The organism is Streptomyces sp. NPDC000594, from assembly GCF_040299965.1.
Taxonomy (GTDB): domain Bacteria; phylum Actinomycetota; class Actinomycetes; order Streptomycetales; family Streptomycetaceae; genus Streptomyces.
The window spans coordinates 11,953-34,686 of the sequence record NZ_JBEPCY010000051.1 but is presented as its reverse complement, the minus strand read 5'-3'; the positions used below and the strand labels follow the sequence as shown (position 1 = coordinate 34,686).

Below are 22,734 nucleotides of genomic sequence, written 5' to 3'. Positions count from 1 at the left end.
GGCTACGACGTCCCGGCCGGACACCGCCTGATGCTCGTCCTGGACACCAAGGACCCCTTCTACGGCCACGCCAACGAGGCCGGTGCCAAGCTCACCCTCTCGTCACCCGAAGGCGCCCCGTCCCACCTGGACGTGCCCCTCGCCTGACCGGCTGGCCCACCGCACCACCCAGGGCGGCGGCACAGGACACCCTGTGCCGCCGCCCCTCTGCATCCAGGGTGCGATTCTGAGGCTGGCGTGTGATCTGGTTGTTCTTGGGACGGGGCCATCAGCTCCGGGCGAGCACAACTCGCTATGACAAGCGAGGCTATGTGTTCCTCGGCACAAGCACCGCGGCGTCCGTCATCACCGGGCTTCGAACATGATCGACCGGACAGGCCGTAGCTCTTCTTGTTCTTGTTCTTCTTCTTTTGCTGCTTGCCGCCGCCCGGGACCATCCGCACTCCCGGTGCGATCTCCACTGCCTCCCCGTGCAGTACGGCCTTCTCCGTGGTCACACGACCGGTCTGCGGGTCCGTCACCTCGCGGACGCGTACGCGCTTGCTCATCAGGAATCCCTTCCGGGGCCGGTCTCTCCGGCTCCCCCACCCCGCCCGGCCGCCCCGTCAGGGGTGCAGGGCGAGGAGGGGCAACCGGCGCCGTCGGCGCCGTCGATCGGCTATTCGGTGACCACGAGAACAGGGGCGTCACCGGCGGCCAGCGGCGTGAGTGCGGCGGCGCGGAAGGCCACAGTGAGGAGCTGGCCGACATCGGCCGGCCCCGCCGGTTCGTCCGGTCGGGTGTGGGTGGCGGGGGTCACCGGCGGCCGGGGCGGGTGGTGAGCCAGGTGGTGACGGCGGCGGCACCGACGCCGATGGCGCGGTGGAGCGCCGCGTCCAGCTCCATCCACGCGCTCCCGGGCCCGGTGATCTCCTGGCTGATGTCCCCTTCGGCGTCGAGGCGGAGCGCCTGGCAGTGGTCGATGTAGCCGGTCTGCTTCGCCTTCCGGGCGAGCCACAGAAGGAAAGCTCCGCGATCGATGGCGGCATGGGTGCCGGCGTTGATGGCCGCTCCGGCGAGCAGCGCGGCCGGGGTGACGCGGTAGCCGAAGGCGCGGGTGATCGCGATGGTCGCTCCGAGCTGGACGGCGGTGTAGGAGGCGACGTGGCAGGCGACCGCGCGGCGGCCGAGGGTGCTGATGGTCATGGTCGGGCGGGTGGAGTCCGGTGTGGCGGGGGAGCCGTCGGCGTGGACCAGGTCGTCGCCGTACAGCCGCTTCCAGGACGCGGTCTTGCTGCCCTGGACCCAGTGGTCGCAGGCGGGGTGGAGCTCGCCGAAGGTGGCGAGCAGGGTGCCGAAGAGGGCCAGGCGCTCCGTGGTGATGGGCAGACGAGGCATGCTGGAGGTCTCCTGATCTCGGATTCTCGGGTGGAGGAGTGGGTGGCCGGCCTCTAGCCGATGCTGCGGTCACCCGGTGGTCCCGCCCCGGCCTGTGAGGTCGGGGCGGGGCTGTTTCAGAACGGGGCCCGTTGCCGGTGGGTGACCGGGCGGAGCGTCCGGGTCAGTGCTGCAGGGCGAGGAGGGCGGTGCCGAGGACGAGGGCTATCGCGGCGGTGAGGATGAGGACGGCTCCGGCGCTGGCCCACCAGTAGTGGCCCATGGCCTTCTCGTCGTGGAGGTCGCTGAGAGTGTCGGCGAGCCGCGCGTGGGCGGCGGCGATCGGAGGAAGCGCGGCGTACCAGCGGCCGAGGCGGTCTGTTTCTCCGCTGGTCTCGCCGTCGGGGTAGTGGCCGCCGTGCTGCGAGTCGCGGTGGTGTTCGCCTTCGGCCGCGAGGGCGTTGAGGCCGTGGCGGACGGGGCTGGTGGTCTGGCAGACGGGGCAGCGGTAGCGGTAACGGCGCACGGGCGTCGTTCACCTTTCTCTGTGGCGGACCGGCATGTCCGGGGTCCGGGTGACGGTCGTGGCAGCGTGGGGCGGGCCCCGGCCGCAGTTGCCGGGGCCCGGAGTGCCAGGTGGTGTCGCTCAGGTCGTGGTGTCCGCGGACGCCGTCCCGTACGGGGTGGTGGGTTCGTCCAGCGCACGGCGGATACGGGCGGCAGTGGCGAGGACGTGGCCACGGTGGTGTTCGGTGGTGGTGCGGCACGGCGGCCGCATGGGGAAACGCACTGCATGGGCAGCGGTCAGGCGGCCTCGTCGGTGGCCTGCGGCCGGGGGCCGAGGGCCACCTTGGAGGTCTTCCCTTCCTTGATCCGGTGGATCTTTCCGGCCTTCTCCAGCTTGTTGAGGACGTTCGCGAAGGTCGACTCCGCGACGCCGCAGGCGGCCTGGAGCTGGCCCCGCTCCACGTAGTCGATGTCGTCGGGGTCGATGTCGTCGCCCTCATCGAGCATGTCCACGTACATGGGGTCGGATTCGTCGCGGAGGGCGGCCAGGACCTTCTCCTCCGAGGTGAGCTCCTTCGGCTTGGGGAGGTGGACACCGGGGAACGAGGTGCCTGCCTCGCCGGTGGCGCCTTCGCCGTCCGTCTCCTCAAAGCCGGGGATGGGGGTCCGGGCCAGCTCCTCCATGTACGCCTCGTCGCCCCACCAGGGCACGTCGACCGGGGCCATGACGTTCTCCGGCCGGATGTGCGCGGTGGCGTCCTCAAGGGTGTCGATCCGCATCATGCCCGCGCGCCCGCCAGGGGCCGCGACGTAGCCGAGGCCGAAGGTGCGGCGCGGGTCCGACTCCTCCAGGGTCGGGTCGTACACCAGCGCGTCGTCCTCCTCCACCCACACCGGCGGGATCAGCGAGGGGTCGATCCCCTCGAAGCCGGGGGGAAGGTCGCCCAGGTTCACCTGGTCGCTGTCGGTGCGCAGGATGATCCAGGTCCCGCCGGCCAGGAGGTTCGCGCGGATCGCCTGCTCGCCGCCGAGCTGGTCGAGGTTGACGGTCTGGTTGATCAGGACCCAGGGCATGCCCAGGGAGCGGGTCAGCGAGGCACCGTCCTTGACGATCTTCACGGCCTCCTTGCGGTTCGGCGCCCCGGGAGCGAGCATCTGGGCGGCCTCGTCCAGGATCGTGGCGCAGTACGGCCGCATCGCCGACGGTTCGAAGTTCTTCAGCTCCAGGCGGGCGGCCTCTTCGATCCGGTGCTGGAGGACCCACCAGGACAGCCGCATGGCGCCCAGGGCGCCCTCCTTCGTCAGGCCGCTGTAGGCGGCCATCTTCGGGATCGCCGGGTTGCTCGCGCCCTTGGGGTCACCGTAGATCTGGGCCATCCTGTTGGCGTGATAGGCCAGGCTGATCATCTGGCCCGTGCCGCCCTTGCCGGAGCCGGTGGTACCGGCGATCACGACGTGGAGGGCGCCCAGCTTCGGGTCGAACAGCTGGATCTTCGCGGGGAACCCGCTCACGATCTTCCCGATGCTGACCCAGCCTCCCGGGGTGGCCACCAGGGAGTCCAGGCCCTGGAAGTCGTGGCCGGCCTCCAGGGGGTTGTGGTCCATGACGCGGATGATCGCGCGCCTGGGGTCGCGCCGTCCCGGCTCGTAGGAGACGAGGTCGATGGAACGGCGCAGCGCACCGGCGAGCTCGCCGAGGTTGACGACGCGGGGGAGTGCGTCCAGGTCGTCGTCGGCGACGACGCGCGCGACCTGCCCGCCGGTGTTCTCGTCCTTGCCGACCTCTTCCAGGTGGGTCTTGGGCAGGAGCCGCGCCCGCACCCGCTTCCAGGCGCCCTGGAGGGTAGCGGGGTCGAGCTCCGCGCGCTGGGTGTACCAGACGGTGATGAAGACCTCCCCGGAGTGCGCCCCCACCTTCATGGTGATGTCCTCGACCGCGCGCCCGAAGAGACTGGAGACGGTCTCCTTCGCCACGCTGACGGAGTCGCCGAGGGCAGCGGTGATCCGCCCCTCCCACCGGTCGGCGTAGATCACGACGTCGGACAGGACCTGGCCCCGGTGGCGCCCGTGCTTGGGGTCGCTGATCACCCGCCCCCAGGCCGCGATCATCTTGTCCGCCAGGGACACCGCGGCCGGGCCGCCGGTATTGGCCGGGACAGCCTGCACCGGCGGCTGCGCCTGCTCCACCACGATCCTCCGCCGTCCGAAGACCCGGCGCAGACGCCAGCCGGTGAAGACGACCGCCGCCCACCAGCCCAGCGACAGAATCCCGGGAATCGTGGTCGGCTCCAGGGCCCCGGCCATCAGCGCGTCGGACGCCTCGGCCCCGCCGAGCTGCCCCAGGGCCAGACCCATACCGGTGGTGATCGTGGAGATCCCCATCGTGTCGCGGTGCGCCCGCGCGATGTCGATCCCGGGCAGCAGATCGGCCCAGCGGCCCAGGCGGTTCATGTAGTTGGCCCCGGCGAACGTCGCCCCGGCCACGAAGCCGAGCGCGGCGTAGGCCGCCGCGTCCGGATCCAGGAAGGGGGCCAGGATGCCCACCCCGACGGGCAGGACGACCTGGAGCGCCGCGGCGGCACGCTCCGCCGGCGCAGAGTTCGGCACGGTCTTGGTGATGGTGGTGGACATCGAGGGGGACTCTCCTGCCTGGAAAACGGGGGCCACGAACAGCGCGGCCGACCCCCGCGGGGTGTGTGATCCCCAGGGGCCGGCCACGCCAGCGGTGTGAATGGTGTGGGTGGTGTGGTGGTGCTATTCCTGCTCGAACCAGTCGCGCGAGACCTTCTCCAGGCCCGTCACGTCGGAGCGGTCGAAGGCTTCCTGGAACCCGCCGTGGGTGGTGCGGGCCTGGTCCCCGGCCGCCTTCGCCGCCTTCACGATGTCGGCCGTCTTCGCCGCGTAGGTGAGCGTGCCGTCCGACACCCCGCGGATGACCTTCGCCAGCTCCTGGCACTCCGCCAGGGAGTCGCGGTCCACGCTCTTGGCCCCCAGCGCGTCCGCATCGGAGGCGGTGTCGTCGGCCAGTTGCCTCATGTTGTCCGCGGAATTCCTGGCCCCCTCCGCGTGACGGGCCAGGGCCTTCTCCTTGTCCTGGACCTTGCGGACGAGGGCCTTGTACGTCAGCTCTGCCATGATCAGCTCTCCCGTCCTCTCCTACGCGGCGGACGCGTAGGAGCCCTTGTCGTTGTAGAAGCGCAGCTCGGCGGGCTTCGTCTCGTCCGAGTCCACGACCGCCTTGTACAGCGGCGCGTACCGGGTCCCGATATTGGTCAGGACGACCTTGCACATCTCCGCCGCCCGCCGCGCCCGCTTGTGGAGCTCGGCGGCCTCCACCGCCTGGGCCTTCGCCGCGTCGGCCAGCTTCGCCAGCTTCCCGGCCAGCTTCTGTCCGCCCTCGACGCCCTTCGCCTGCTCCGCCAGCCGCTGGCAGTCCCTCGCCTCGAGCTCGGCAGCGGCCTGCAGCGACTTGCACGTCTCGGCCACCTTGACCAGGTAGCTCTCCTTGCCCTCCAGCTTGCGCTCGTACTGCTTGAAGTTCCGCAGTTCCTTCCGGCTGATCGGCTTGGGGGCACCCTCCACCTCCAGGGTCAGCGTGTTCGCGTTGATCTCCTTCACCAGGAGAGGCTTCACGTCCGTGCTCATTCCGTCGTCTCCTTCCTCCGGCGGGGCGATGACGAGCGTCCGGCCGTCCGGCCCGGTGACCGCCACCCCCTTCGGGCTGTCCTTCTTCGGGTCCTGCTGCTTCGCCTTGCGGCCGGCGTGCGCCTCGTCCAGCCGCGCGTGCTCCTTACCGTTCTCCTCCTTCTTGTCCTGATATCCGTCCTTCGCGCCCTTCGCGTACGCCTGCACGTGGTCGACCACGTTGCGGACCCTGGAGCCGTCGCCATGACCCGTCTCCCGGGAGCGCTGGAGCGGGGTCCGGCTGTGGGCGCCGTCCGAGCCGGAGTCGGAGCCAGCCTTGCCGCTCTTGCCGGACCCGCCGCCACTCCCGGAGGAACCACCCGAACCCTTGCCCCCGCCGCCGCTCCCGGAGGAGCCACTCTTCCCGGATCCGCCGCTGCTCCCCGAGGAGCCGCCGGAGCCCTGGCCGCTGCTCCCGGAAGCGCCACGCGAGCCGGATCCGCCGCCGCTCCCGGCGGCGCCGCCCGAACCCTGGCCGCTGCCGTCCTTCTTCAGGTCGGCCTTCGCGCCCCGGCCCGTGTCGCCCTTTTCTTTCGAGGCACCGGAACTCCCGCTGGACGAGCCGCCCGAAGCCTTTCCACCAGATCCCGCGTTCCCCGAGGAGCCGTCTTTCCCCTTACTCACGGAGTCCTTTACCGACTTAGGGCGGGTGTCCTTCGACGGACCTCCGCCACCGATTCCGCTGGTGCCGCGCCCGCCGCCGGAACTTCCGCTCCCGTTCGAGCCGGAAGAACCGGATGGGCCGCGCCCGCCGCCTCCGTTGGTACCGCCGCTTCCACTGCGCCCGGTGCCCGTGGAGCCGTTCCCGGTAGGGCTCCGGCCCGAATTACCGCCACCGCTGGCGCCGGAATTCTGGCTCCCGCCACCGGCCCCTCCGGAACCGTTCCGGGTGGGAAGTCCGGGCGATTTCATGACTGTGGTGGTCCGGGTCTCCTTCACCTGGTGCGCACCGGCCCGGGTCCTCTCCAGGTCGAGGCGCTTGTTCGCCGTCCCGCCGCCCTTCGCCCAGCGAGTCGCACCGGCGCGGACCAGGGTCTTGAACACGCCCTCCTTGTGCCGGGCACCGGCCGCGTCGGACCCGGCGCCCGTCAGGTCGTCCCGGGTCTTGAACGACTCGCTCGTGACGCCCGGGGAGGAGCGGTCCACCACCCCGTCCGGGTCCGCCTTCGCGGCCGGGTCGTCACCGTCCGGCCGGGCCCCCGCGCCGGTCGCGGTGACCGGCCGGGCCGGTTCCACCGCGGCCATCAGGGCGGCCATGATGCCGGTGTCACCGGCCTTCGCGGCCTCCGTGCCGACGGCTGGCGCAGCGGGCGGATCGGGCGGTCCCGCAGGGACCGGGGGCGCCGTATCGGTCGCCATCTCTACTCCCCTTTCTCGTGTACCACCAGCGACCACCGGCGGCTTCGGCCGGTCCTGTCGTGCCGCATACGCTCCCTCGATCGTTACTCAGGGTGGTTACTCCTTACCTACTTCCGGGCTCAGAAGATCGCCCAAGGCGCCCCAGGGGAAGCGATTTCGCTGTTCAGGCGGTAGTGAGTAGGGAAGGAGTAACCACCGCAACTACTTTCCGTGACTACACATCGGGCTGCTTGCCCTTGCGTGCGAACACCGCGACGACCAGCGCGCCCCCGGCGACGAGGCCCAGCAGGGCGGGGGAGTTGATCCCGCCGCCCCCACTCTCACCGGTGGCCTGGGCGTTGCCAGCGGCCGTCATGCCGGACCCGTCGGCGGTCTCGTACTGCTGCTTGCAGTCCGCCACGACGTCGCTCCGCGAGGGTGATCCGAACCCCTTGCCGATCAGGCCGGAGGAGTCCTTCACGCACCTGTTGACAGCTGCCTGGATCTTCTCGGCGGAGGCAGTCGCGGCCTGCTGGTCGGCGCCCGCCTGCGCGTTGCGGATCCTCATCTCCTCCAGCTCCAGCTCCTTCATCTGGACCTGGAGGGCGGCGGCCTCCTTCCGGTCCGCCTCCAAACCGGCCTGGTGGACGTTCCACCAGATGGTTCCGCCGCCGATGACCGCCACCCCGGCGACCGCGACAGCGACCTTCCCCCGGCGGGTCAGACCGGCCTTCCTGTTCTTCACGACCGGGGTCCCGTACGGGCCTTCATCGGCGTACGGGGACGCGTCCGGAGCGCTGTTCCCGAAGGCCAACCCAGCCGCCATTCCGGCCTGGATTCCTTCGAATGCCCTCTCTTCTTCCGGCGTCATTTTTATTCTCCGTTCCTACGCGCCAGGTCGGAAGCAGCAGAGATCATGGCCTCCACGCCCCGGAAAGTGTTGCGGGAAAGGTCGTTCCACGCCCAGAACTCCATCTCCACGCCCTGCCGGGCGATTTGGGTCTGGAGGTAGTTCACGGCCTTCCCCCGGTCGATCACGGTCACGTGCCCGGTGGATTCCAGAAAGGTCTGGGCACCCCTGATGCACATACGGCCGGTGGGGGAGAAATCAAAGGTCTGGCACCAGCCGTAGCGGGTCAGGACCTCGATCACCTGGACCAGGTGGAACGACGGCTTCAGGGGGCGCGGCTCCTGCCAGAGCCCCCAGTCGGCCATCACGGACCGGATCCCGTGGGGGATGATTCGCTGGCCCCAGGTCGGAGGGTCGGGCGCCCACCTGGCAAGGGCCGGCGGGATCACCGCGGGGGGTGCCGGCGCGGGCGCCGACGGGGTCGTCGTACGGGTGCAGCTCCCGGACTTCGGGGGCGGCCCGGTCGCCGTGGGTGCCATGGTGTGCTCCTTTCTTGTGAGTGGACAAGCCGAAGACCCCTTGCTGATCACGCTTCGTCAGGGGCCTGGAACTGGGTGGTGCGGGGCTCGCCGGGGTCACTCACCGGGTCTGCACTCCTGCGGGTCTGCGGCTTCTGCCGCTCACCAGGGGGTGCGCGCCGGGTCTGCCAGGCCGGGTCTGCCACCGCGCTCGACTGCGTACGTGCGTGCTTCCGGCAGTCGCGGCGAAGGCCAGCCCGAATGTGCGCGGGCTGGCCTTCGCCGGTGGTGCCGGACATGAAAAGGGCAGGAGGTCAGGGCCGGGGGCCGGCCTCTTCCTCGTCCTCCTCGCCCACCGTCTCCTCATCGGCCGGGGTCTCTCCCGGGGTTCCGGCCGTGTCGGACGGGGCGTCCTCCTCCTGGGACATCAGCTCGGCCCAGGTGCGGCGGATCCGCTCCTCGCCCCCGACGAAACCGGCCCGGCGGAACGCGGCCATGGCCTGCCGGTACGACAGCGGCGGGTCCACGCGGTAGCGAAGATGCCGCACCACGACCATCAGCTGCGCGTCGGAGAGGCGCTCGCCCTGCTCCGGGACCGGCACACCCACGACGGCGGCGATCTCCTTGAGCGTCACCGCCGTGCCGGACGACACGACCGGCACAACCACCTCCGCGTCCGGCACAGCCGCATCCGTGACGGCACCGGTGTCCGGCACTGCGGGGACCGTGCCCGTATCCGTGTCCGGCACGCTCTGCGTGCCGGACGGTGTGCCGGTGGCCGTGACGCCGTCACGGGCCGGGACCGTGCCGGTCCCGCCGGTGTGTGCCGGTCCGTCACCGGGACCGGCGCTGACCTGCGTGACATCCCCAGTGCCGGGAACCAGCGGGGCCGTGACGGGGACGGGCGGGGCCGTGACGGCACTGCGCCGGTCCCTGCCCTGCGCGTGCCGGTCCCCGCCATCCGGCACGGAGGCCGTGCCGGATCCGCCGTGGCCTGTCCCCGGTGCGAGGGCGGGTGTGCCGGAAACGGGCAGCGCGGGTACGGCCGGTGTGACGGCGGCGCGGGCGGGGGTGAACATGGCGGCGAGGGCCGTGTCGGCGCCGCTGGTCAGCCGTTCCCGCTGGACCGTCACCAGGCCGGCGCCCAGGTCGTCGTCGCCGATGCCGACCTTGCGTGCCAGGCGCCAGGACGCGAGCTCGGCCCGCCGGCGGGCCCCCTTCTTGGGGTGGTTGGCGGCCAGGGCGCGGAGCACCGCCATCTTCTGCACCGTGGTGGCGTTCCGGCGCCGGGCCTCCATGTCGACGCCGGTGCAGTAGACGACGACCCTGCGGGCGATCAGCCCCAGTCCCTCAGCCGCCGCGATCATCGCCAGCGGCGTGACCGCGTAGACGACCGCCTCCTCCAGGGTGTCGGCGACCGCCGCGCCCGTGGCGGACGCGATCAGGGGCAGCACCCACAGTCCCGCCCGGACCCACCCGGGCGAGGACTGCCCCAGCAAGGTCACCAGGACCATGACGATCGCCAGGGTCAGCGTGCCGCCCTCACCGGCCGCCACCACACCGATCGCGGTCGCGTCCCGCGGGAACTCGGTCAGGATGTTGGTGAACGTGCCCCAGCCGCCCAGGCCGCCGCCGACGGCGATCGGCACAGCAGCGGCGATCAGGATCCCGGTCTGCATCCGGGTCAGACGCCGCCCCGGCGATCCGGCCTCATGCGGGTTGGTCGCTGTGTTCTCCACGATGACTCCTCTCTATGGTTTTCAGTCCCGCCGGGCGGCGGGAGCGGTCGTGGCGGTGATGTCTCCGGCGAGGGCCGCAACCTCGGCCAGGCGCTCGCGCTGCTCGGCGATCTCCCGGCCGGCGGCGGCGACCAGCGGCATCTCCTTCTGCCAGTAGCCGGGGTAGGGGTTGTAGGAGTCGGCCGGCGAGATGTCCCAGCCGCTCGCGTCCAGACCGGCCTCCCGGGCCACGACCGTCAGCGCCAGGTCGTTGTCCTCCCCGGCCTCGCGGACCTGGTCCTCGGCGAGCCGGGCCAGCTCCCCGGCGACGCCGTCCCACGCCGTCGCCGCCTCCACCGCGGCACGCTCGGCGTCGGTGAGCTTCAACAGCTGCGCGCGCCACATGCCGTCGGAGGTGTCCCAGAACGCGCGGAACGTCTGGTGGAGTGCGGCCTGCGCCCGCTGCCACGCCTCCCACAGCGGGGCGGCCTTCCGCAGTACGGGCACGGCCCGCAGCCGCAGGCGGGCCTTGGACCACAGGACTCGGGCCGAGTCGTACTGCCGCCCGAGCTCCCACCGCTCCTCGGAGGTGACCGTCCTGTCCCTCCAGACGGCGGACGGCATCTCGGGCCGTTCCTCGCGGCCGGTGAAACCACGGAAGTGGTAGGTGGTCCAGCCCTCGTACTCGCCGGGCTCCGCCCGCACGAACAGCGGGTGGTGATACCGGGAGACATCCGCAGCCAGGAGAGGTACCGGCCGCTCCGACGGAGCAGCAGCCGTCCCGGCCCGGGCGGGCAGAGGCACAGTGCCGGGCGCGGGCGCAGCGGCGGCGGCGGCAGCAGCGGTGGGGGACAGGCCGGAACGGTCGAGCTCGCGGTGTAAAGCAATGGTGCGTGAGTTCATGGAGTCTTCCAGGTGGACGGGCCCGGGACTGTTCCCGGGCAGGCGGGGAAGGAAAAGCGGTCCGCCCGCCAGGCGGGCGGGCGGACCGTGTGCTGCTCAAAGGCGTGGGCCACGAGTTGGGAACCGGGCCCGCCGGGCGGGAGCAGAAGAAGAGTGAGGGAGGGCCTGGTCCGCGTTCGGGCGCTGGCCGCTTCAGCTCTGGCCGGGCAGTTCCGGACGCCGGTTCGCCGTCGCCTGCTGCTGGGTGAGCCAGCACATGGCAGCGGCCGTCATGTCGTCGGCGGCCCCATCGGTGTTCAGCGGGGCGGTGTCGATGTCGCGCATCGCGTCGACGGGCGGCAGCAGCCGCATGTACTCGGGCCGCGCGTCGTAGACGGTACTGCCGGTGGCCAGCGCGGTCAGGTTGTACGTGCCGGTCGCCCAGGCCGTCTCGATCCGGCAGACAAAGGTGTGGTCGGGCAGGCCCCTCCAGAAGCGGGCGGGGTCCCGGTACAGGACATAGTCACCCTGCCCGAACCCGGACTTCACCGTGCTGGCGTTCTGCTGCGCGAACATGCTGCTCCTCGATGAGCGAGTGAACTGAGTGGCCCTGGGCTGCCCCAGGCCGGTGAATACGCAATAAGCGGGGTGCCCGTCAGGCGGGCAGCTGGTGGCCTGAGGCCCACGCGCACGGACAGCTACCTGTCTGCGGCTCCCGCCGGGCGGGCGGGACGTTCTGCGGTCGAGCGGCGGCAGGTCCCTTCACGGGGTGGGCTGTCCAGCTCCCCACTGCCCCGCACCCCCTGGCCGGTGTGGCCGGGGGTGCGGGGGGACGGTTGGCAGACCGCAGGGTCAGCCGTCGGCGTCGCACAGGGCCGAGATGCGGTGGATGTGCGCGCGCTGGCCGGCGCCGTCATGGCGCAGGCGGTGGCACACCGGCCCACCGAACCGGCCGTACTCGGTGTGGCATCCGGCGATCTCCCAGGCGGGGTCGACCCCGGCCAGGGCGAGGGCCTCGGCCCGCCGGTCGCCGAACAGGCCGTTGAGACGGGCCCTGGCGATGTTCTCGGCGGCGGCGTCCCAGGCGCGGGCCGCGTCATCGGCCGCGTACTGGGCGTTCAACAGCCTGCTGACGGCCGCTTTCCACTCGGCGTCGGGCGTGGAGTCCAACGCGGTGAACACCTCGGCCAGCGCGGTGTGGGCGCGGGTCCACTCCGCCCACAGCGGGGCGGCGGCCTCGGCCGCACCGCGCAGCACGGCGAGAGCGGTGACGGAGATGGTGCCGGTGGTGCTGGTCATGGGGTGGTCCCCCTCGGGTGATCACGGTCCGGGCTGTCCGGCTCCCGGTCACCACCCGGACCGCAGCACGCTGCGGTCCGGGTGGATCAGGCAGCCGCCAGACCGGTCAAGCCCCAGAAGCGGAGGCGGCGCGGGAGCGGTTCCGGGCGGCGCGGCGCCTCATACGACGGCGCTCGCTCTCGGACAGGCCGCCCCAGACGCCGTGCTCCTGGTCGGCCTCCAGGGCCCACTGCAGGCACTGCTCCATGACGGGGCAGCGGCGGCACACTGCCTTGGCCTCGTCGATCTGGAGCAGGGCGGGGCCGGTGGTGCCGATCGGGAAGAAGAGTTCGGGGTCTTCCTCGCGGCAGACGGCGTTGTGTCGCCAGTCGACGCCGGCGGTCGGCTCGGTGGCGGGGGAGTAGGTGGTGCGGATGATGTCGCCGCGCATGGCGGGACCTCCATGGATGAGAAGAAGTAAAGAGGACGGTCCCGGGCTCTGCGCCTCGGGGCCGGAAGGAGCTGCCGCGGTCCGGACGCGGACGACGGCAGCGAGAGAGGGAGAAGGACGGGGTGGCTGGTGGTCTCCGGCCCACCGGGTTCCTCGCCCCCGGTTGTGCGGGCGAGGAACCCGGCAGGCTGACCTTCCAGCCGCCCGCGAGGGCTCAGCGCTTGGTGCGCTGGAGGTAGGCGTCCTGCAGGCGGGCGAACCGATCCTGGAGAGGACGCGCGACCGGGCACGGCTCCTCGGCCCGGCACGCCGGGCACTCAGCCTGGTGATCGGCGAGCTGCCTGGCGGCTGTGAGGTACCGGATGTACAGGTCGTCGGGCACGGCGGTCACATTCCGTCCGGGGTGCAGTGGGCACACGCCTCGTTGTCCTCGGCGTTGTGCCCGCCGCAGTCGGGGCAGGTCCAGGCGCGGAGCACTCGGAGCAGGGCCAGGAGGGTGTTCACCGGGGCCTGCTCTCGGACCGCTTGTTGGCCTCACGCACCCGCTCCGACAGCTTCTTCCGCTCGGCCTCGGTCAGCCTCATCGAGCACTCCCGGACAAGGCGAGCCTGGACGTCATCTCGGCCACCGTCCGCCGAGCCCGGCGACCGACACGGGCAGCCCGACGGTCACCATCGGCAACGAGCTCACGGACCAGACCGTGCAGACGGGCTTCGGGCTCCGGCTCACCGGTATAGCCGGTACCGTCTCGACCAGTGGTGTCCTCCTCCTGCTCGACTTCCTCCCCGGTCCACGCCCGCGACTCGTGCGCACGAGCGGCGGGGGAGGGGAGGGTCTGTCGGAGATCGCAGACAAGCCGGCGGCCCCGAGCGGGATCCACGGGTACAGCCCCGATGTCCGGGAGCATGCGGTCGACGTCGAGGGTGAGGGTCCGGGGGCGCCGCAATTGGGTGACGGCTTCGTCGTCGCGAGCGACCGCTTCCTCAAGATCCCGCTGGTGTTCGGTGCCGAGCTCACGAAGCTCGACGGTCGTCAGCCCGGCGCGAACCATGTCGTCGTCCCCACGATTCAGATCCATACCCTCGCGGTCACGCAAAGCGAGCTCAAGGCACGCAGCCCGTGCCGGGCACGCCTCACAAACCCGGCGGAAGCGAGCGACCCTCACGTACCAGAGGGCGGCCGGCTCACGGAACCGGCGAAACCAGTCGTCGGCGACGCTAGTGGTGCAGACGGCACCAGCCGCGAGCTGCGCCTGGAGGCTGGGGCGGCGGGAGAGCCGAGCCAGCACGGGGGAGGCGGGGTCCGGCAGCAGCCAGGCACCGTCGTGGTCGCGGGAGCCCGCGGCGGTGACGGCCGTGGTGGTCGGCTCTGGGGGGCGTGTAATCATCGTTTCCACAGGCGTTCTCCTTTGCTGGGTTGGCCTGTAACCGCGCCGCCCGGAAGGTCAGAGTTCCGGGCGGCGCACCTGTAAGTTGGGGTGTCCTGTAGCCCCACGCCGCCACCAACCGCCGTGCCTATAGCGGTTGGGGACGACGTGCAGAACAGGGGACGGGGGGCACGCCTCTGCGACGATGGGCAGATGGCACATACCGTCAACAATCGGCAAAGCCGCCAGGGAGCGGCAGGTCGGAAATGCGGGCTACGCATACGGAGGTGATCCGCCCTGATCCGCCCCGCCCGCGCAGGGGTCGTCCCACAGGTGATCTCCTTGTCGGTGAGCCTGTCGCACCGCCCGGGGCCTTCACCTCCCAGGCGGAGCCGGGGCGTTCCTGCAGCCCCACGCCGTCCCCGGCCCACACCTCGTGGGCCGGGGACGACATGCGGAACAGGACAGGCCCAGGTCAGGCCGCCGCTGCGACCGTCGGGACGTCGGCGGCATCAGACGGCGAGACGACCAGGGGTGCCGGGGGCGTCCAGCGGACACCGGGCAGGTCCATCCCGTACGGCAACTCCCGGCTCCGGGACGCCTCCAGGTCGGCGACCGCCCGGTCCAGCAACGTGGTCAACACCGCCCAGGCGTGCCCGAGCTCCGGCATCACCAGCAGCTGGGCGGCGTACAGCCAGACCTCCTGGGCGACATCGTCGACATCGGCGACCGGGTCTGCGCCGACCTCGGCGAGCTGCTCGGCCGCGACGGCAGCGAGCCGGGCGGAGTAGTGGGCGTAGAGGCTGTTCAGAGTGGTACGCATCGGGATCTCCTCGGGTGTCAGGGCATGGAGAAACAGCCCCCGGGAGACGTTCTCCCGGGGGCTCCTGCTGCGGTGGAGAGATGCGGCGCGGGGTCGTTGTCAGCTCTCGCGACGCTCAGGGCGGAGCATCTGGAGCGGAACCGGCGGCGCGCCGAGCGGTGTGTCACCAGTGGGCCGGTACACGCGGCGGGTGTCGGTGTCGGCGACCGCCGGGCCGGTGGACGCCCACTTCATCTGTCGCCGTCTTCGGCTTGCGGAGCACCATGCTCCGCCGCCGGGACAACGTCTCTCTGCGGCTCGGTCGGCGTCGTCGCCGTCTGCCCGGTACGACATTCCGGCATCAGCTGGTCCGCTTTCGGGTGAACCGGCGGCGCAGAGGCAGCCCCGGCAGATACCGTGCTCGCAGCAGACCTCCACGGGAAAGGGCCGACCAGATGCAGGTAAACGAAAACTCCATGATCACGTGACAACACCGCAGGTCACGAAGTATCCGCCCCGCCCGCGCAGGGGTAGTCCCACCACGATCGTGGCGCACGGAGCGACCCTCCGATCCGCCCCGCCCGCGCAGGGGTAGTCCGGCGTCCAGCCATACTGGGGCACCATCCTGGCCATCCGCCCCGCCCGCGCAGGGGTAGTCCCCGAATAGCTCCACCTGATCCACCTCGAACAGCATCCGCCCCGCCCGCGCAGGGGTCGTCCGGGGTCCGTACGATGGATCGGCGGTTCATCAGGGTGTCCGCCTCGCCCACGCAGGGGTCGTCCCTCGTCCGCGTAGACGGACAGCATGGGGTAGGGATCCACCCCGCCCACGCAGGGGTGCTGTCGCACGTGGTGAGCTCGGTGCTCATGGGCGAATCCTTCCGGAGCCGGTCGGGAGAGGCGGCTGCCGTACAACCAGTCCACGCCCCCGGCCCGCCCCTCGCCAGGGGTGGCCCAGGGCCGTGGTCGATCGTGCGGACTCATCGGTCAGCGGAGTGCGGTCGCCCGGCGGACCCGCTGCCGCAGCCCGACCGCTACAAGGCAACGACCGGCACGGCAGTAGATGCAGCCGCTCTCCTGGTGCGCGGTGAGCTCGTCGCCCAGGGCGCGGGCGACCGGGTTCTCCCGGAGACGAGCGGCAATGGGTGCTGCTGGCGGGCGGGTGCGGTACAGCTCGGGGCGGGTGTTGCGCAGGTGCTGGTGGGCGTGGGCGGTGATGCGGGCGGCGAGGCTGCGTCCCGCCGGGCACGGTGTGTCGCCGGTGCACTGGGTGCAGGTAGTCCGGTGCTGGTGCAGTGCGGTCCGGAGCTGGCTGTAGATCGGGGCTGCCGGGGCGGCGGCGATCTTCTCGGCGAGGCTCATCTCCTGCCGCAGCCCGATCACGACCGGGCAGCTGGCGGTACCGGCCCGCTGGCAGCGGACGCAGCGGTCCTGGAGGTGCGCGGCGAGGCGTTCACGGGCCGTACGGGTGGCCGTGGACATCCGGGCGGTCGCGGGCGGGGCCTCGGGCCGGGGTTTGCGCACCGGGTGGGTGGTGCGGCGGCTGGCGGCGGTGGTCTCGGCCGCCAGGAGGAGTTCACCCCAGCGCTCGACACTGAGGTCGAGGGTGATCCGCTGACCGCTGCCGGGACAACGGCGTCCACCGTACGGTTTGTCGCCGAGGTAGCGGCGCTCCTCCCGGTGCGGGGCGGCGTCGGCGGCCCGGTGCGGGGTGATCATCGACCTGGTGAGGCGGCGCCAGGCCCCGCATTCGGAACAGACCGCGAGAGGGGGCTCACCGTCGCGGAGGCTGAGGTGCTCCGGCGGCATCAGGCTGGCCAGGACGGGGGCACGCCCGTTGTGACGCATCAGATGTCTCCCTGCTGTTGCGTTCTCCGCCAGTCGCAGGCCGGCCACACGGGAGCGTGGTGGTCTGTGGCTCGCGGGCAGCGCAACGGCGCTACGGGTGGCGCACCTGGCTGTACTCCTGGGGGACCGCATGGAACTCGTCACCCCCGGCCGCGCCTAGAGCAGCGGTCAGCCAGACATATGAAGTTGAAGTGACGGCAGAACCTGGATCTCGCTTGCATATCCAAGTTCGATGCCCTGACGATAGAGACACCAACTTGGTTATGCAAGAGGTGGATGTGAAGTGGCCGCAACATGAAGCGGCCCCCACCCGACGGGTGGGGGCCGCTTCATGCTCCTGACCTGGCGTCACACATCAATCACGTACCGGAAGGCATGCCGATCGCAGGGCAGGATCGAGTCAAGAACTTCAAGTGGCTCGCCTGCAGAGTCGTATGCCGTACGCAGCAGCCGTGCCACGGGCACGCCGTCCGGGATGTCGAGCTGCCGAGCCTCGTGGGGGTAGGGCATCCTGACCTCGATGTCTTCGATGAACTGGACGATTCGCCGGCCGATCGGCCCCTCGGGGTCCTCGATGTAGGCGTTGATCCCTCCCTTGATCAGCTTGGCCTCGGCAATACGCGTGCCAGCCGCGATCGCGACATCGTAGTAGCCGTCCACCAGTTGCATGGGGGCGCCGTCCACGGTGAACAGGAGACGCCGGGCAACCACAGGGGCGCCCGGCTCGACTCGCAGCAGCGCGGCGATCCGCTCCGGCACGGGCGTCACGACAACCTCCCTGATCGCCTGGACTGGCCGCCTGCCCTGAGCCTCCACTTCTGCGGTGAAGTTGGACTTGCCAGTACCCCGCCGGGCCCGGTACATACTTCCTGTCTGTCGAAGATTGACGTGCGGACGCTCGCGGACAAACGCCCCCTTGCCCTGATGCGTCGTCACCAGCCCTTCCATACGCAGGAGCGCAATGCCCTTGCGCACGGTGGCACGGGTCACGCCGAATCGATCCTTCAGCGTGTTCTCCGAAGGGATTCGCTCCCCCGGGGGCAGATCACCCCGCAAGATCTCAGCTCGCAGTTCGTTCGCAACCCGCTTGAAGGGGTGCTCTCGTTCCGGACTCGGCGACATGGCACTCCTGACTCCTGGCTATGCAAGTCAGCCTAGCCTCGCCCCGGGGAGACTTGTCCACCTCTCATACCACACCCCACCCTGACCAGCGGTTTACCTGAATCTCGATGACAGGGCCAGCCGGGCGAACACTGCGGTACTGCTCGTACTTGTCTACCAAAGCATCGACAAGCAGCCGAGCCGGTTCGTTGTCGACCACCTGGCCGACCCCATCCCCGCGGACCCACCACAGCCGACTCCAGTCGTCGTCGAAGTGATCCACAAGCACCGATACTGCGGGGTTCTCTCGAATGTTCCTTAGGCGCTTCAGATTGCTGCTGCGCTTCGGCTTGTGATCCACGGCGATCGCGACGATGTCACCCAGAACGACGAACGTCGCTGGGACCACGTGCGGCGTGCCGGCCGCGTCAGCCGTGGCCAGCCGGAGGACCCGCGCCCCTGCGAACCGGAGCCGGAATTCTTCTTCCCTCATGACGGGACCGTATCTGCCCCGCCTAGCCGAACGGCTTGCCTGTCCGGTTTGACGCGTCTACGATCACACTCAACTTGGGTATGCAACCTGGCACTCAAGGCACCCCCAGGCCGTCACGCACAAATCGAGGCCCGAACGGGGAAACGCATCTGCGGATAGAAGAGATATGGAAGGGCAAGGAGGGCACCTTCCACCCCTGCAGCCGCCTGCATGCTCGTCGACACCTCTTCCCCCGCCGCCGGCCCGGGGCGCCAGAGCAGCAGTGACGACACGTCATCAAGGGGCCATCTTCGCGCTTACGGGAGGGGTAGGCTGATCTCCAGCGTCACTGACCATAGAGCTGTGGCCCCATCAACCGCCCTTAGACAAGGCGAGAGGGGCCACGTGGCCCGGAGACTTTGTGAGAGGAGTCTTCGGACCTGCCGCACACCCTTTCAGCGAAGGATGGCGACGCGTGATCAGGGTACCCGTACCCAGCAGCAGTCTCCTTGCACCCCGCCGTGGTGCCAGCACGCGCTCGCGCGCCGGCTGGCCCTTCGGTGGGGTGTTCGTGCTGCCCACGCACGCCCTCGGACATGCCTCTCCAGTGGAGGCGACGACGTCGTAGGAATCTGATGCGGCGCCCGCATTAGCGAGGCTCTCGCCGCCGGGGCGCTAGCTCTACGAAGTGCGCCAACACTTCGGGCTCAGCGTCCCCTCTGCCACCAAGAGGCTGTCGGCCTCCTGAAGGGATTGCTCGACCGGCGCCAACCGGATCGAGCGGTTCGATCTTTAGGTTCTCCCCAGAACCGAAGCCCACGAGGGGCTTCGTCATGCCATGCGGCGCTGCCCCACGACAGGAGCCAGTGTGCCGCACCATCGCGCCCTTTTCCAGCGCAGCCATCCCCGTTTCCCACAAATCCGCACTCGACGTCGACTCCAGCGCATCCCATTTGGAAGTATTAGCGAGGAAATCCACCTTTCCTCCTCTCGAGGTAGGCGTCTCACGGCACCGGGTGCCGCACCGTCGAGCAGCACGCTCCCGGCCGGCCCTTCGGCGGGCACCCCCTCCGCTAAAAGCCAGCCGATCCCACCGCACGGGACCGGAACCAGAATTTCCGCGCTCCCCGCCCGCACCCCGGGACCGGGCATGGCGAGCACTTGCGCGGCTAACCCCCCGGTACCGCAAGGTGCCGCCATGCCCCCAACACCCCCCTCCTTCTCGGCGTCCGGCCGTGCTCGCGTCAGCGTCGCGCACGCCGCTTTCACGCACGGAACCCGCTGCTCCAGGCGCCGGTCGACCGCACTGTGTCGCCGTCCCTCGGCTCCGTACGCCGTGTCCGCTGCCACACCCTGGCACCGCCCTCCGGGGGCCTCTGCCTCTGAATCCGGAGCCCGCGTGCTCCGTGATCAAAAGTTTTCGGGGCGGAGTGTCACACCGCAGCGATTTTTCACACCTATAGAGCACGTGAAGACCCCGTTCTCTACCTGGTCCCCTGTCGACCGCGTCCCGCTCTGCGGGCCGCCTCCCAATCTCGTTTCCCGCTGGCCGGGGGACGCGTGCCGTGCTGCCCACCTAGCGGATCCGCCGTCTCTGTCCACAGGCCAGGCCACGCGGGCTGCCGGGATGGATCTCCGCGGGGAGTTCGGCAAAAACGCCGCCGCCGGCAGTATCCGCCAGGGCCGCTTCCCGTGGGGCGGGACGCGATCCGAGGTTGTTGCCCGCCGTGCGGGAGCGGTGGAAGTCCGGCCGTTGTCCACAGGCAGTCCGCGCGAGGCTGCCTGGATGATCTCTTTCTCGTACCTCCGGATGGGCCGGTGAGCGCCCTGGCGGCACCGGCCGCCGAGCTGGACCAGCTCTTCGACGACTTCGTCGACGGGGCCCCTGTGCTTCCCGGGCAGCGGACCGCGCTGCGGTCGGTGCCGGCCTCCGGGAAGCCGAGCCCGGAGGGCCCGGAGGACCCGCTGCGTCTTGGGCGGAGGATGCGGCTGCGGCTGCGGGATGCGGTCCAGGCGCTGCTGGCGGACCCGTCGATCGCCGGGCTGAAGGACGCGCCGAAGCTGGCCGCGGTCGTGCTGTACGCGAAGTCGCGGGCGCCCAAGGGCGAGAAGGACGACAACCAGACCTCGATCTGGGGCGCGGAGCTGGGCCGCTGGCTGGGCATGAAGGAGTCCACGGTCCACCACAAGGTGCTGCCGGTGCTGCGCGGCACGGACGCGCTGCACACGAAGGTGAAGTCGAACGGGAAGGGGCACGTGACCGGGCTGGACTGCCTGGTCATGCCGCTGTGGAACGCCCGCAAGAACGGGGGAGCAGGACACCCGCTGGCGCTGACGAAGGCGGAGCTGGCGACGCTGTTGCACCTGCTCGAGGCGCTGTTCGGTCCCGGCTGGACGCCGGAGGACAAGGAGCCGACGCCGCCGGGGCTGCTGGCCGGCCGCACGGGCAAGGGCGCGGCGACCGACCGGCTCGGGCTGCTGCTGATGGTGCTGAACACGCGGGCGTCGGGCTGGCTGCAGCTGGTCGGCGGCTCGGTGAAGAAGCGCGAGGGACGCGGGGCGGCGACGCTGGCCCGGCTGCTGGGCTGCTCGCCGTCGGGGGCCCGGAAGGTGCTGGCCAGGTTGACGGAAGCGGGGGTTGTGGCGCGGGAGCACCGGGCGACGTCGACGCGGATGCGCGGCCGGGGCCGGGTCATGCTGCTGCCGGTGGCCCGTGCGTACGGCCGCACCGTGGCCTCCGCGGAGGCTGTTTCGGGGCCTGGATCGGTGTTTTCGGCGCGTCCTGATGGTGCGTGCGGAGATCATGCCCCGGCCGCTGCGGCTAGTGCCCTTGGTACGCCTGGGATCGGCGGCACCAAGGACCCCGGGAACGCGGCGGACCGGGAGCGTCCTGATGGTGCAGAGCTCCACGCAGACCACGCTTCTGTGGTTACTCCTGGTGGTTCTCTCTCGCTCTCTGGTGGTTTTTCCGGCGAAGGCCGTGGGGGTGGAGGCCGTCGGCCGGGACGCGTGTGCGCGGGCGAAGACCGGGCCGCCGACGGCGAGAGCGCCGTTACCGGGCGCTCCTCACCGGTGGTCGCGGTCGGCCCGCTGCGCGGGGAAAAGCCGAAGGAGTCCCCGGTCGACGAACGGCATGGTGAGCGCGCTGCCGGGGCTGGTGCCGGTGGCCGGCCGAAGGCCGGAGGGTGGGAAACAGCGCAGCGGCAGAGGCGGCTGGCCCTTCCGGCTGATCTTCGTCTGCGGGTGGCGCTGGGGCCGGTTTGGTGGCTGTGGAAGCTGCTGAACGGGTGGCAGCAGGACCAGGTGGAGGCCGCCGCGAAGACGGAGCTGGGGCAGCTGGCGGGCCTGGGCGTGGCGCCGGAGGGTGCGCCGCGGCTGCTGGCCGACCGGCTCACCGACCGTCTGCGGGAGACTGGTGGCGAGGCGTTGGTCGACAAGCCGTTCCCGTGGCTGATCCGGCGGGGGCTGCCCCAGCGGCAGGCGTGCTCGCACCGCAAGTGCGACGACGGGATCCGGCTCGACACCCGCGCGGACTGCGAGAACTGCGCCAACGTCATCCACATCCGCCGCAGCTGGCGGACCTGGGCCGCGGCCGACGTCGACCGGGAGCAGCCCGGTCTCGGTGACGAGGCCCGCCCGCAGGCTGTCGAGGCCCGTCTGCGTGAGTACGCCGCGCTGGAGGCCGAGGACTTCGTGTGGCGCCGCGAACAGGCCCGCGAGCAGCAGGCCCGCCGGGATGCGGCCCGTGCGGCCACCGCTGAGCAGCGGGAGCGCGAGCGCCAGGCCGCAGCCGCCGCCGACGTGGTCCGGCAGGCGCTGGCGTGCCAGGACTGCGGACGGGGCCGGGCGGCCGGACTGTGCGAGGCGTGCGACCACCGCCGTCAGACCGAGACCCTGGCCGTGGAGGCCGGTCTCCTCGCGGCGGCCGGGTCCGCCGACCTGAGCGACCCCGACAGCATCGCGGCCGCCGCCACTCAGGCCCGGACGGCCATCGGTGACAGGAGCACCGCCGCGTGGCAGGAATTCCTGCAGATCACCGACGTAACCACCCTCGAGGCCGATCCACAGGCCGCCGAGGACGCGTACGCGTTCACCGTCTTCCAGGCCACGCAGCAGGCCGTCGGCGCATACCGGGAGACCGCCCTGGAGATGCTGCGCCGTACCCAGAAGGCCGAAGCCGAAGCCGGGCGGGCGTACCGGTCCGAGCAGGGCCGCCCCTGGTTCCGGCGCAACCCGACCGGCGCGGACGCCGTCGCCGCCGCGACGAAGGCCGCCGACACCGCCCGGGAGCGCGTGGCCGAGCACCTTCTCGCGGTGCGGCTGGAGCAGCTGCGCGACCAGTCCACCGCCCGCACCGAGACGGCCGCGGCCGCGCCGTGGGCGGAGCGGCTGCCCGAGCTCGCCGCGCGTTCGCTGGATGGCGGTACGGCCGGGGCGGTGATCGCGTGAGCACCGAGCCGAGCGGGGTCGACCTCGCGCGCCAGGCGCTGATCGCAGCCAGGGAGGCGGCAAAGAAGAACGGCGGCGCCCAGGCGAAGAAGCCGAAGCGGCGCACCGGTACCG

General features: G+C 71.0%; 20 protein-coding genes and 1 CRISPR repeat array. Of the genes, 1 reads left to right on the top strand and 19 read right to left on the bottom strand.

The window, feature by feature from the left end:
- Window positions 1–795: 795 nt before the first annotated feature.
- The 19 genes from ABT354_RS36115 to ABT354_RS36025 all read right to left on the bottom strand — a co-directional run bounded on the left by ABT354_RS36115 (window position 796) and on the right by ABT354_RS36025 (window position 18,192).
- Complete coding sequence (locus ABT354_RS36115; RefSeq protein WP_351501888.1) at window positions 796–1,377, bottom strand: hypothetical protein; 582 nt, start codon at window positions 1,375–1,377, stop codon at window positions 796–798.
- Window positions 1,378–1,540: 163 nt separating this feature from the next.
- Window positions 1,541–1,882: a hypothetical protein gene (locus ABT354_RS36110; protein WP_351501886.1), complete on the bottom strand. Its 342-nt coding sequence runs from the start codon at window positions 1,880–1,882 to the stop codon at window positions 1,541–1,543.
- Between the two features lie 120 nt (window positions 1,883–2,002).
- Window positions 2,003–2,134: a hypothetical protein gene (locus ABT354_RS36105; protein WP_351501883.1), complete on the bottom strand. Its 132-nt coding sequence runs from the start codon at window positions 2,132–2,134 to the stop codon at window positions 2,003–2,005.
- Window positions 2,135–2,160: 26 nt separating this feature from the next.
- Window positions 2,161–4,494, bottom strand: coding sequence for a hypothetical protein (locus ABT354_RS36100; RefSeq protein ID WP_351501881.1), 2,334 nt, complete (start codon window positions 4,492–4,494; stop codon window positions 2,161–2,163).
- Between the two features lie 123 nt (window positions 4,495–4,617).
- On the bottom strand, window positions 4,618–4,998 hold the full coding sequence (locus ABT354_RS36095; RefSeq protein WP_351501879.1) for a hypothetical protein: 381 nt from the start codon (window positions 4,996–4,998) through the stop codon (window positions 4,618–4,620).
- 21 nt (window positions 4,999–5,019) lie between these two features.
- Window positions 5,020–6,171: a hypothetical protein gene (locus ABT354_RS36090; RefSeq protein ID WP_351501876.1), complete on the bottom strand. Its 1,152-nt coding sequence runs from the start codon at window positions 6,169–6,171 to the stop codon at window positions 5,020–5,022.
- Window positions 6,172–7,120: 949 nt separating this feature from the next.
- Entirely contained in the window at window positions 7,121–7,711 is a 591-nt protein-coding gene (locus ABT354_RS36085) for a hypothetical protein (RefSeq protein ID WP_351501874.1), read from the bottom strand.
- 47 nt (window positions 7,712–7,758) lie between these two features.
- Window positions 7,759–8,100: a DUF6197 family protein gene (locus ABT354_RS36080; protein WP_351501872.1), complete on the bottom strand. Its 342-nt coding sequence runs from the start codon at window positions 8,098–8,100 to the stop codon at window positions 7,759–7,761.
- Between the two features lie 467 nt (window positions 8,101–8,567).
- Window positions 8,568–9,992, bottom strand: a complete 1,425-nt coding sequence (locus ABT354_RS36075; protein WP_351501870.1) for a hypothetical protein — start codon at window positions 9,990–9,992, stop codon at window positions 8,568–8,570.
- Window positions 9,993–10,013: 21 nt separating this feature from the next.
- A complete protein-coding gene (locus tag ABT354_RS36070; protein WP_351501869.1) occupies window positions 10,014–10,676 on the bottom strand; it encodes a hypothetical protein in 663 nt (220 codons plus the stop codon).
- A 390-nt stretch (window positions 10,677–11,066) separates the two neighbouring features.
- Window positions 11,067–11,429 (bottom strand): hypothetical protein, encoded by a 363-nt coding sequence (locus tag ABT354_RS36065; protein ID WP_351501866.1) that lies wholly within the window; start codon window positions 11,427–11,429, stop codon window positions 11,067–11,069.
- A 276-nt stretch (window positions 11,430–11,705) separates the two neighbouring features.
- On the bottom strand, window positions 11,706–12,152 hold the full coding sequence (locus ABT354_RS36060; RefSeq protein ID WP_351501864.1) for a hypothetical protein: 447 nt from the start codon (window positions 12,150–12,152) through the stop codon (window positions 11,706–11,708).
- A gap of 106 nt (window positions 12,153–12,258) precedes the next feature.
- Entirely contained in the window at window positions 12,259–12,582 is a 324-nt protein-coding gene (locus tag ABT354_RS36055) for a WhiB family transcriptional regulator (protein ID WP_351501862.1), read from the bottom strand.
- Between the two features lie 214 nt (window positions 12,583–12,796).
- A complete protein-coding gene (locus tag ABT354_RS36050; RefSeq protein ID WP_351501860.1) occupies window positions 12,797–12,964 on the bottom strand; it encodes a hypothetical protein in 168 nt (55 codons plus the stop codon).
- 198 nt (window positions 12,965–13,162) lie between these two features.
- A complete protein-coding gene (locus ABT354_RS36045) occupies window positions 13,163–13,978 on the bottom strand; it encodes a hypothetical protein (protein WP_351501858.1) in 816 nt (271 codons plus the stop codon).
- 445 nt (window positions 13,979–14,423) lie between these two features.
- The gene (locus ABT354_RS36040) at window positions 14,424–14,771 is read right to left on the bottom strand and encodes a hypothetical protein (protein WP_351501856.1); all 348 of its coding nucleotides are present in this window, start codon (window positions 14,769–14,771) and stop codon (window positions 14,424–14,426) included.
- A 488-nt stretch (window positions 14,772–15,259) separates the two neighbouring features.
- A CRISPR array of direct repeats spans window positions 15,260–15,533; the repeat unit is 28 nt; unit sequence ATCCGCCCCGCCCGCGCAGGGGTAGTCC.
- Between the two features lie 204 nt (window positions 15,534–15,737).
- A complete protein-coding gene (locus tag ABT354_RS36035) occupies window positions 15,738–16,598 on the bottom strand; it encodes a hypothetical protein (RefSeq protein WP_351501854.1) in 861 nt (286 codons plus the stop codon).
- Window positions 16,599–16,946: 348 nt separating this feature from the next.
- Window positions 16,947–17,720 carry a GntR family transcriptional regulator gene (locus tag ABT354_RS36030; protein WP_351501852.1) on the bottom strand — a complete coding sequence of 258 codons (774 nt, stop codon included), beginning with the start codon at window positions 17,718–17,720 and terminating at the stop codon, window positions 16,947–16,949.
- 64 nt (window positions 17,721–17,784) lie between these two features.
- Entirely contained in the window at window positions 17,785–18,192 is a 408-nt protein-coding gene (locus ABT354_RS36025; RefSeq protein WP_351501850.1) for a TIGR03668 family PPOX class F420-dependent oxidoreductase, read from the bottom strand.
- A 1,797-nt stretch (window positions 18,193–19,989) separates the two neighbouring features.
- On the opposite strand from ABT354_RS36025, the gene ABT354_RS36020 reads away from it, so the two are divergent.
- Entirely contained in the window at window positions 19,990–22,620 is a 2,631-nt protein-coding gene (locus ABT354_RS36020; RefSeq protein WP_351501848.1) for a hypothetical protein, read from the top strand.
- Window positions 22,621–22,734 lie beyond the last annotated feature (114 nt).

Bases quoted from the DNA above. Each gene is read 5' to 3' on its own strand.
- ABT354_RS36115 (WP_351501888.1), bottom strand. From the start codon at position 1,377: ATGCCTCGTCTGCCCATCACCACGGAGCGCCTGGCCCTCTTCGGCACC.
- ABT354_RS36105 (WP_351501883.1), bottom strand. From the start codon at position 2,134: ATGCGGCCGCCGTGCCGCACCACCACCGAACACCACCGTGGCCACGTC.
- ABT354_RS36100 (WP_351501881.1), bottom strand. From the start codon at position 4,494: ATGTCCACCACCATCACCAAGACCGTGCCGAACTCTGCGCCGGCGGAG.
- ABT354_RS36095 (WP_351501879.1), bottom strand. From the start codon at position 4,998: ATGGCAGAGCTGACGTACAAGGCCCTCGTCCGCAAGGTCCAGGACAAG.
- ABT354_RS36085 (WP_351501874.1), bottom strand. From the start codon at position 7,711: ATGGCGGCTGGGTTGGCCTTCGGGAACAGCGCTCCGGACGCGTCCCCG.
- ABT354_RS36080 (WP_351501872.1), bottom strand. From the start codon at position 8,100: ATGGCCGACTGGGGGCTCTGGCAGGAGCCGCGCCCCCTGAAGCCGTCG.
- ABT354_RS36065 (WP_351501866.1), bottom strand. From the start codon at position 11,429: ATGTTCGCGCAGCAGAACGCCAGCACGGTGAAGTCCGGGTTCGGGCAG.
- ABT354_RS36060 (WP_351501864.1), bottom strand. From the start codon at position 12,152: ATGACCAGCACCACCGGCACCATCTCCGTCACCGCTCTCGCCGTGCTG.
- ABT354_RS36055 (WP_351501862.1), bottom strand. From the start codon at position 12,582: ATGCGCGGCGACATCATCCGCACCACCTACTCCCCCGCCACCGAGCCG.
- ABT354_RS36040 (WP_351501856.1), bottom strand. From the start codon at position 14,771: ATGCGTACCACTCTGAACAGCCTCTACGCCCACTACTCCGCCCGGCTC.
- ABT354_RS36035 (WP_351501854.1), bottom strand. From the start codon at position 16,598: ATGCGTCACAACGGGCGTGCCCCCGTCCTGGCCAGCCTGATGCCGCCG.
- ABT354_RS36030 (WP_351501852.1), bottom strand. From the start codon at position 17,720: ATGTCGCCGAGTCCGGAACGAGAGCACCCCTTCAAGCGGGTTGCGAAC.
- ABT354_RS36025 (WP_351501850.1), bottom strand. From the start codon at position 18,192: ATGAGGGAAGAAGAATTCCGGCTCCGGTTCGCAGGGGCGCGGGTCCTC.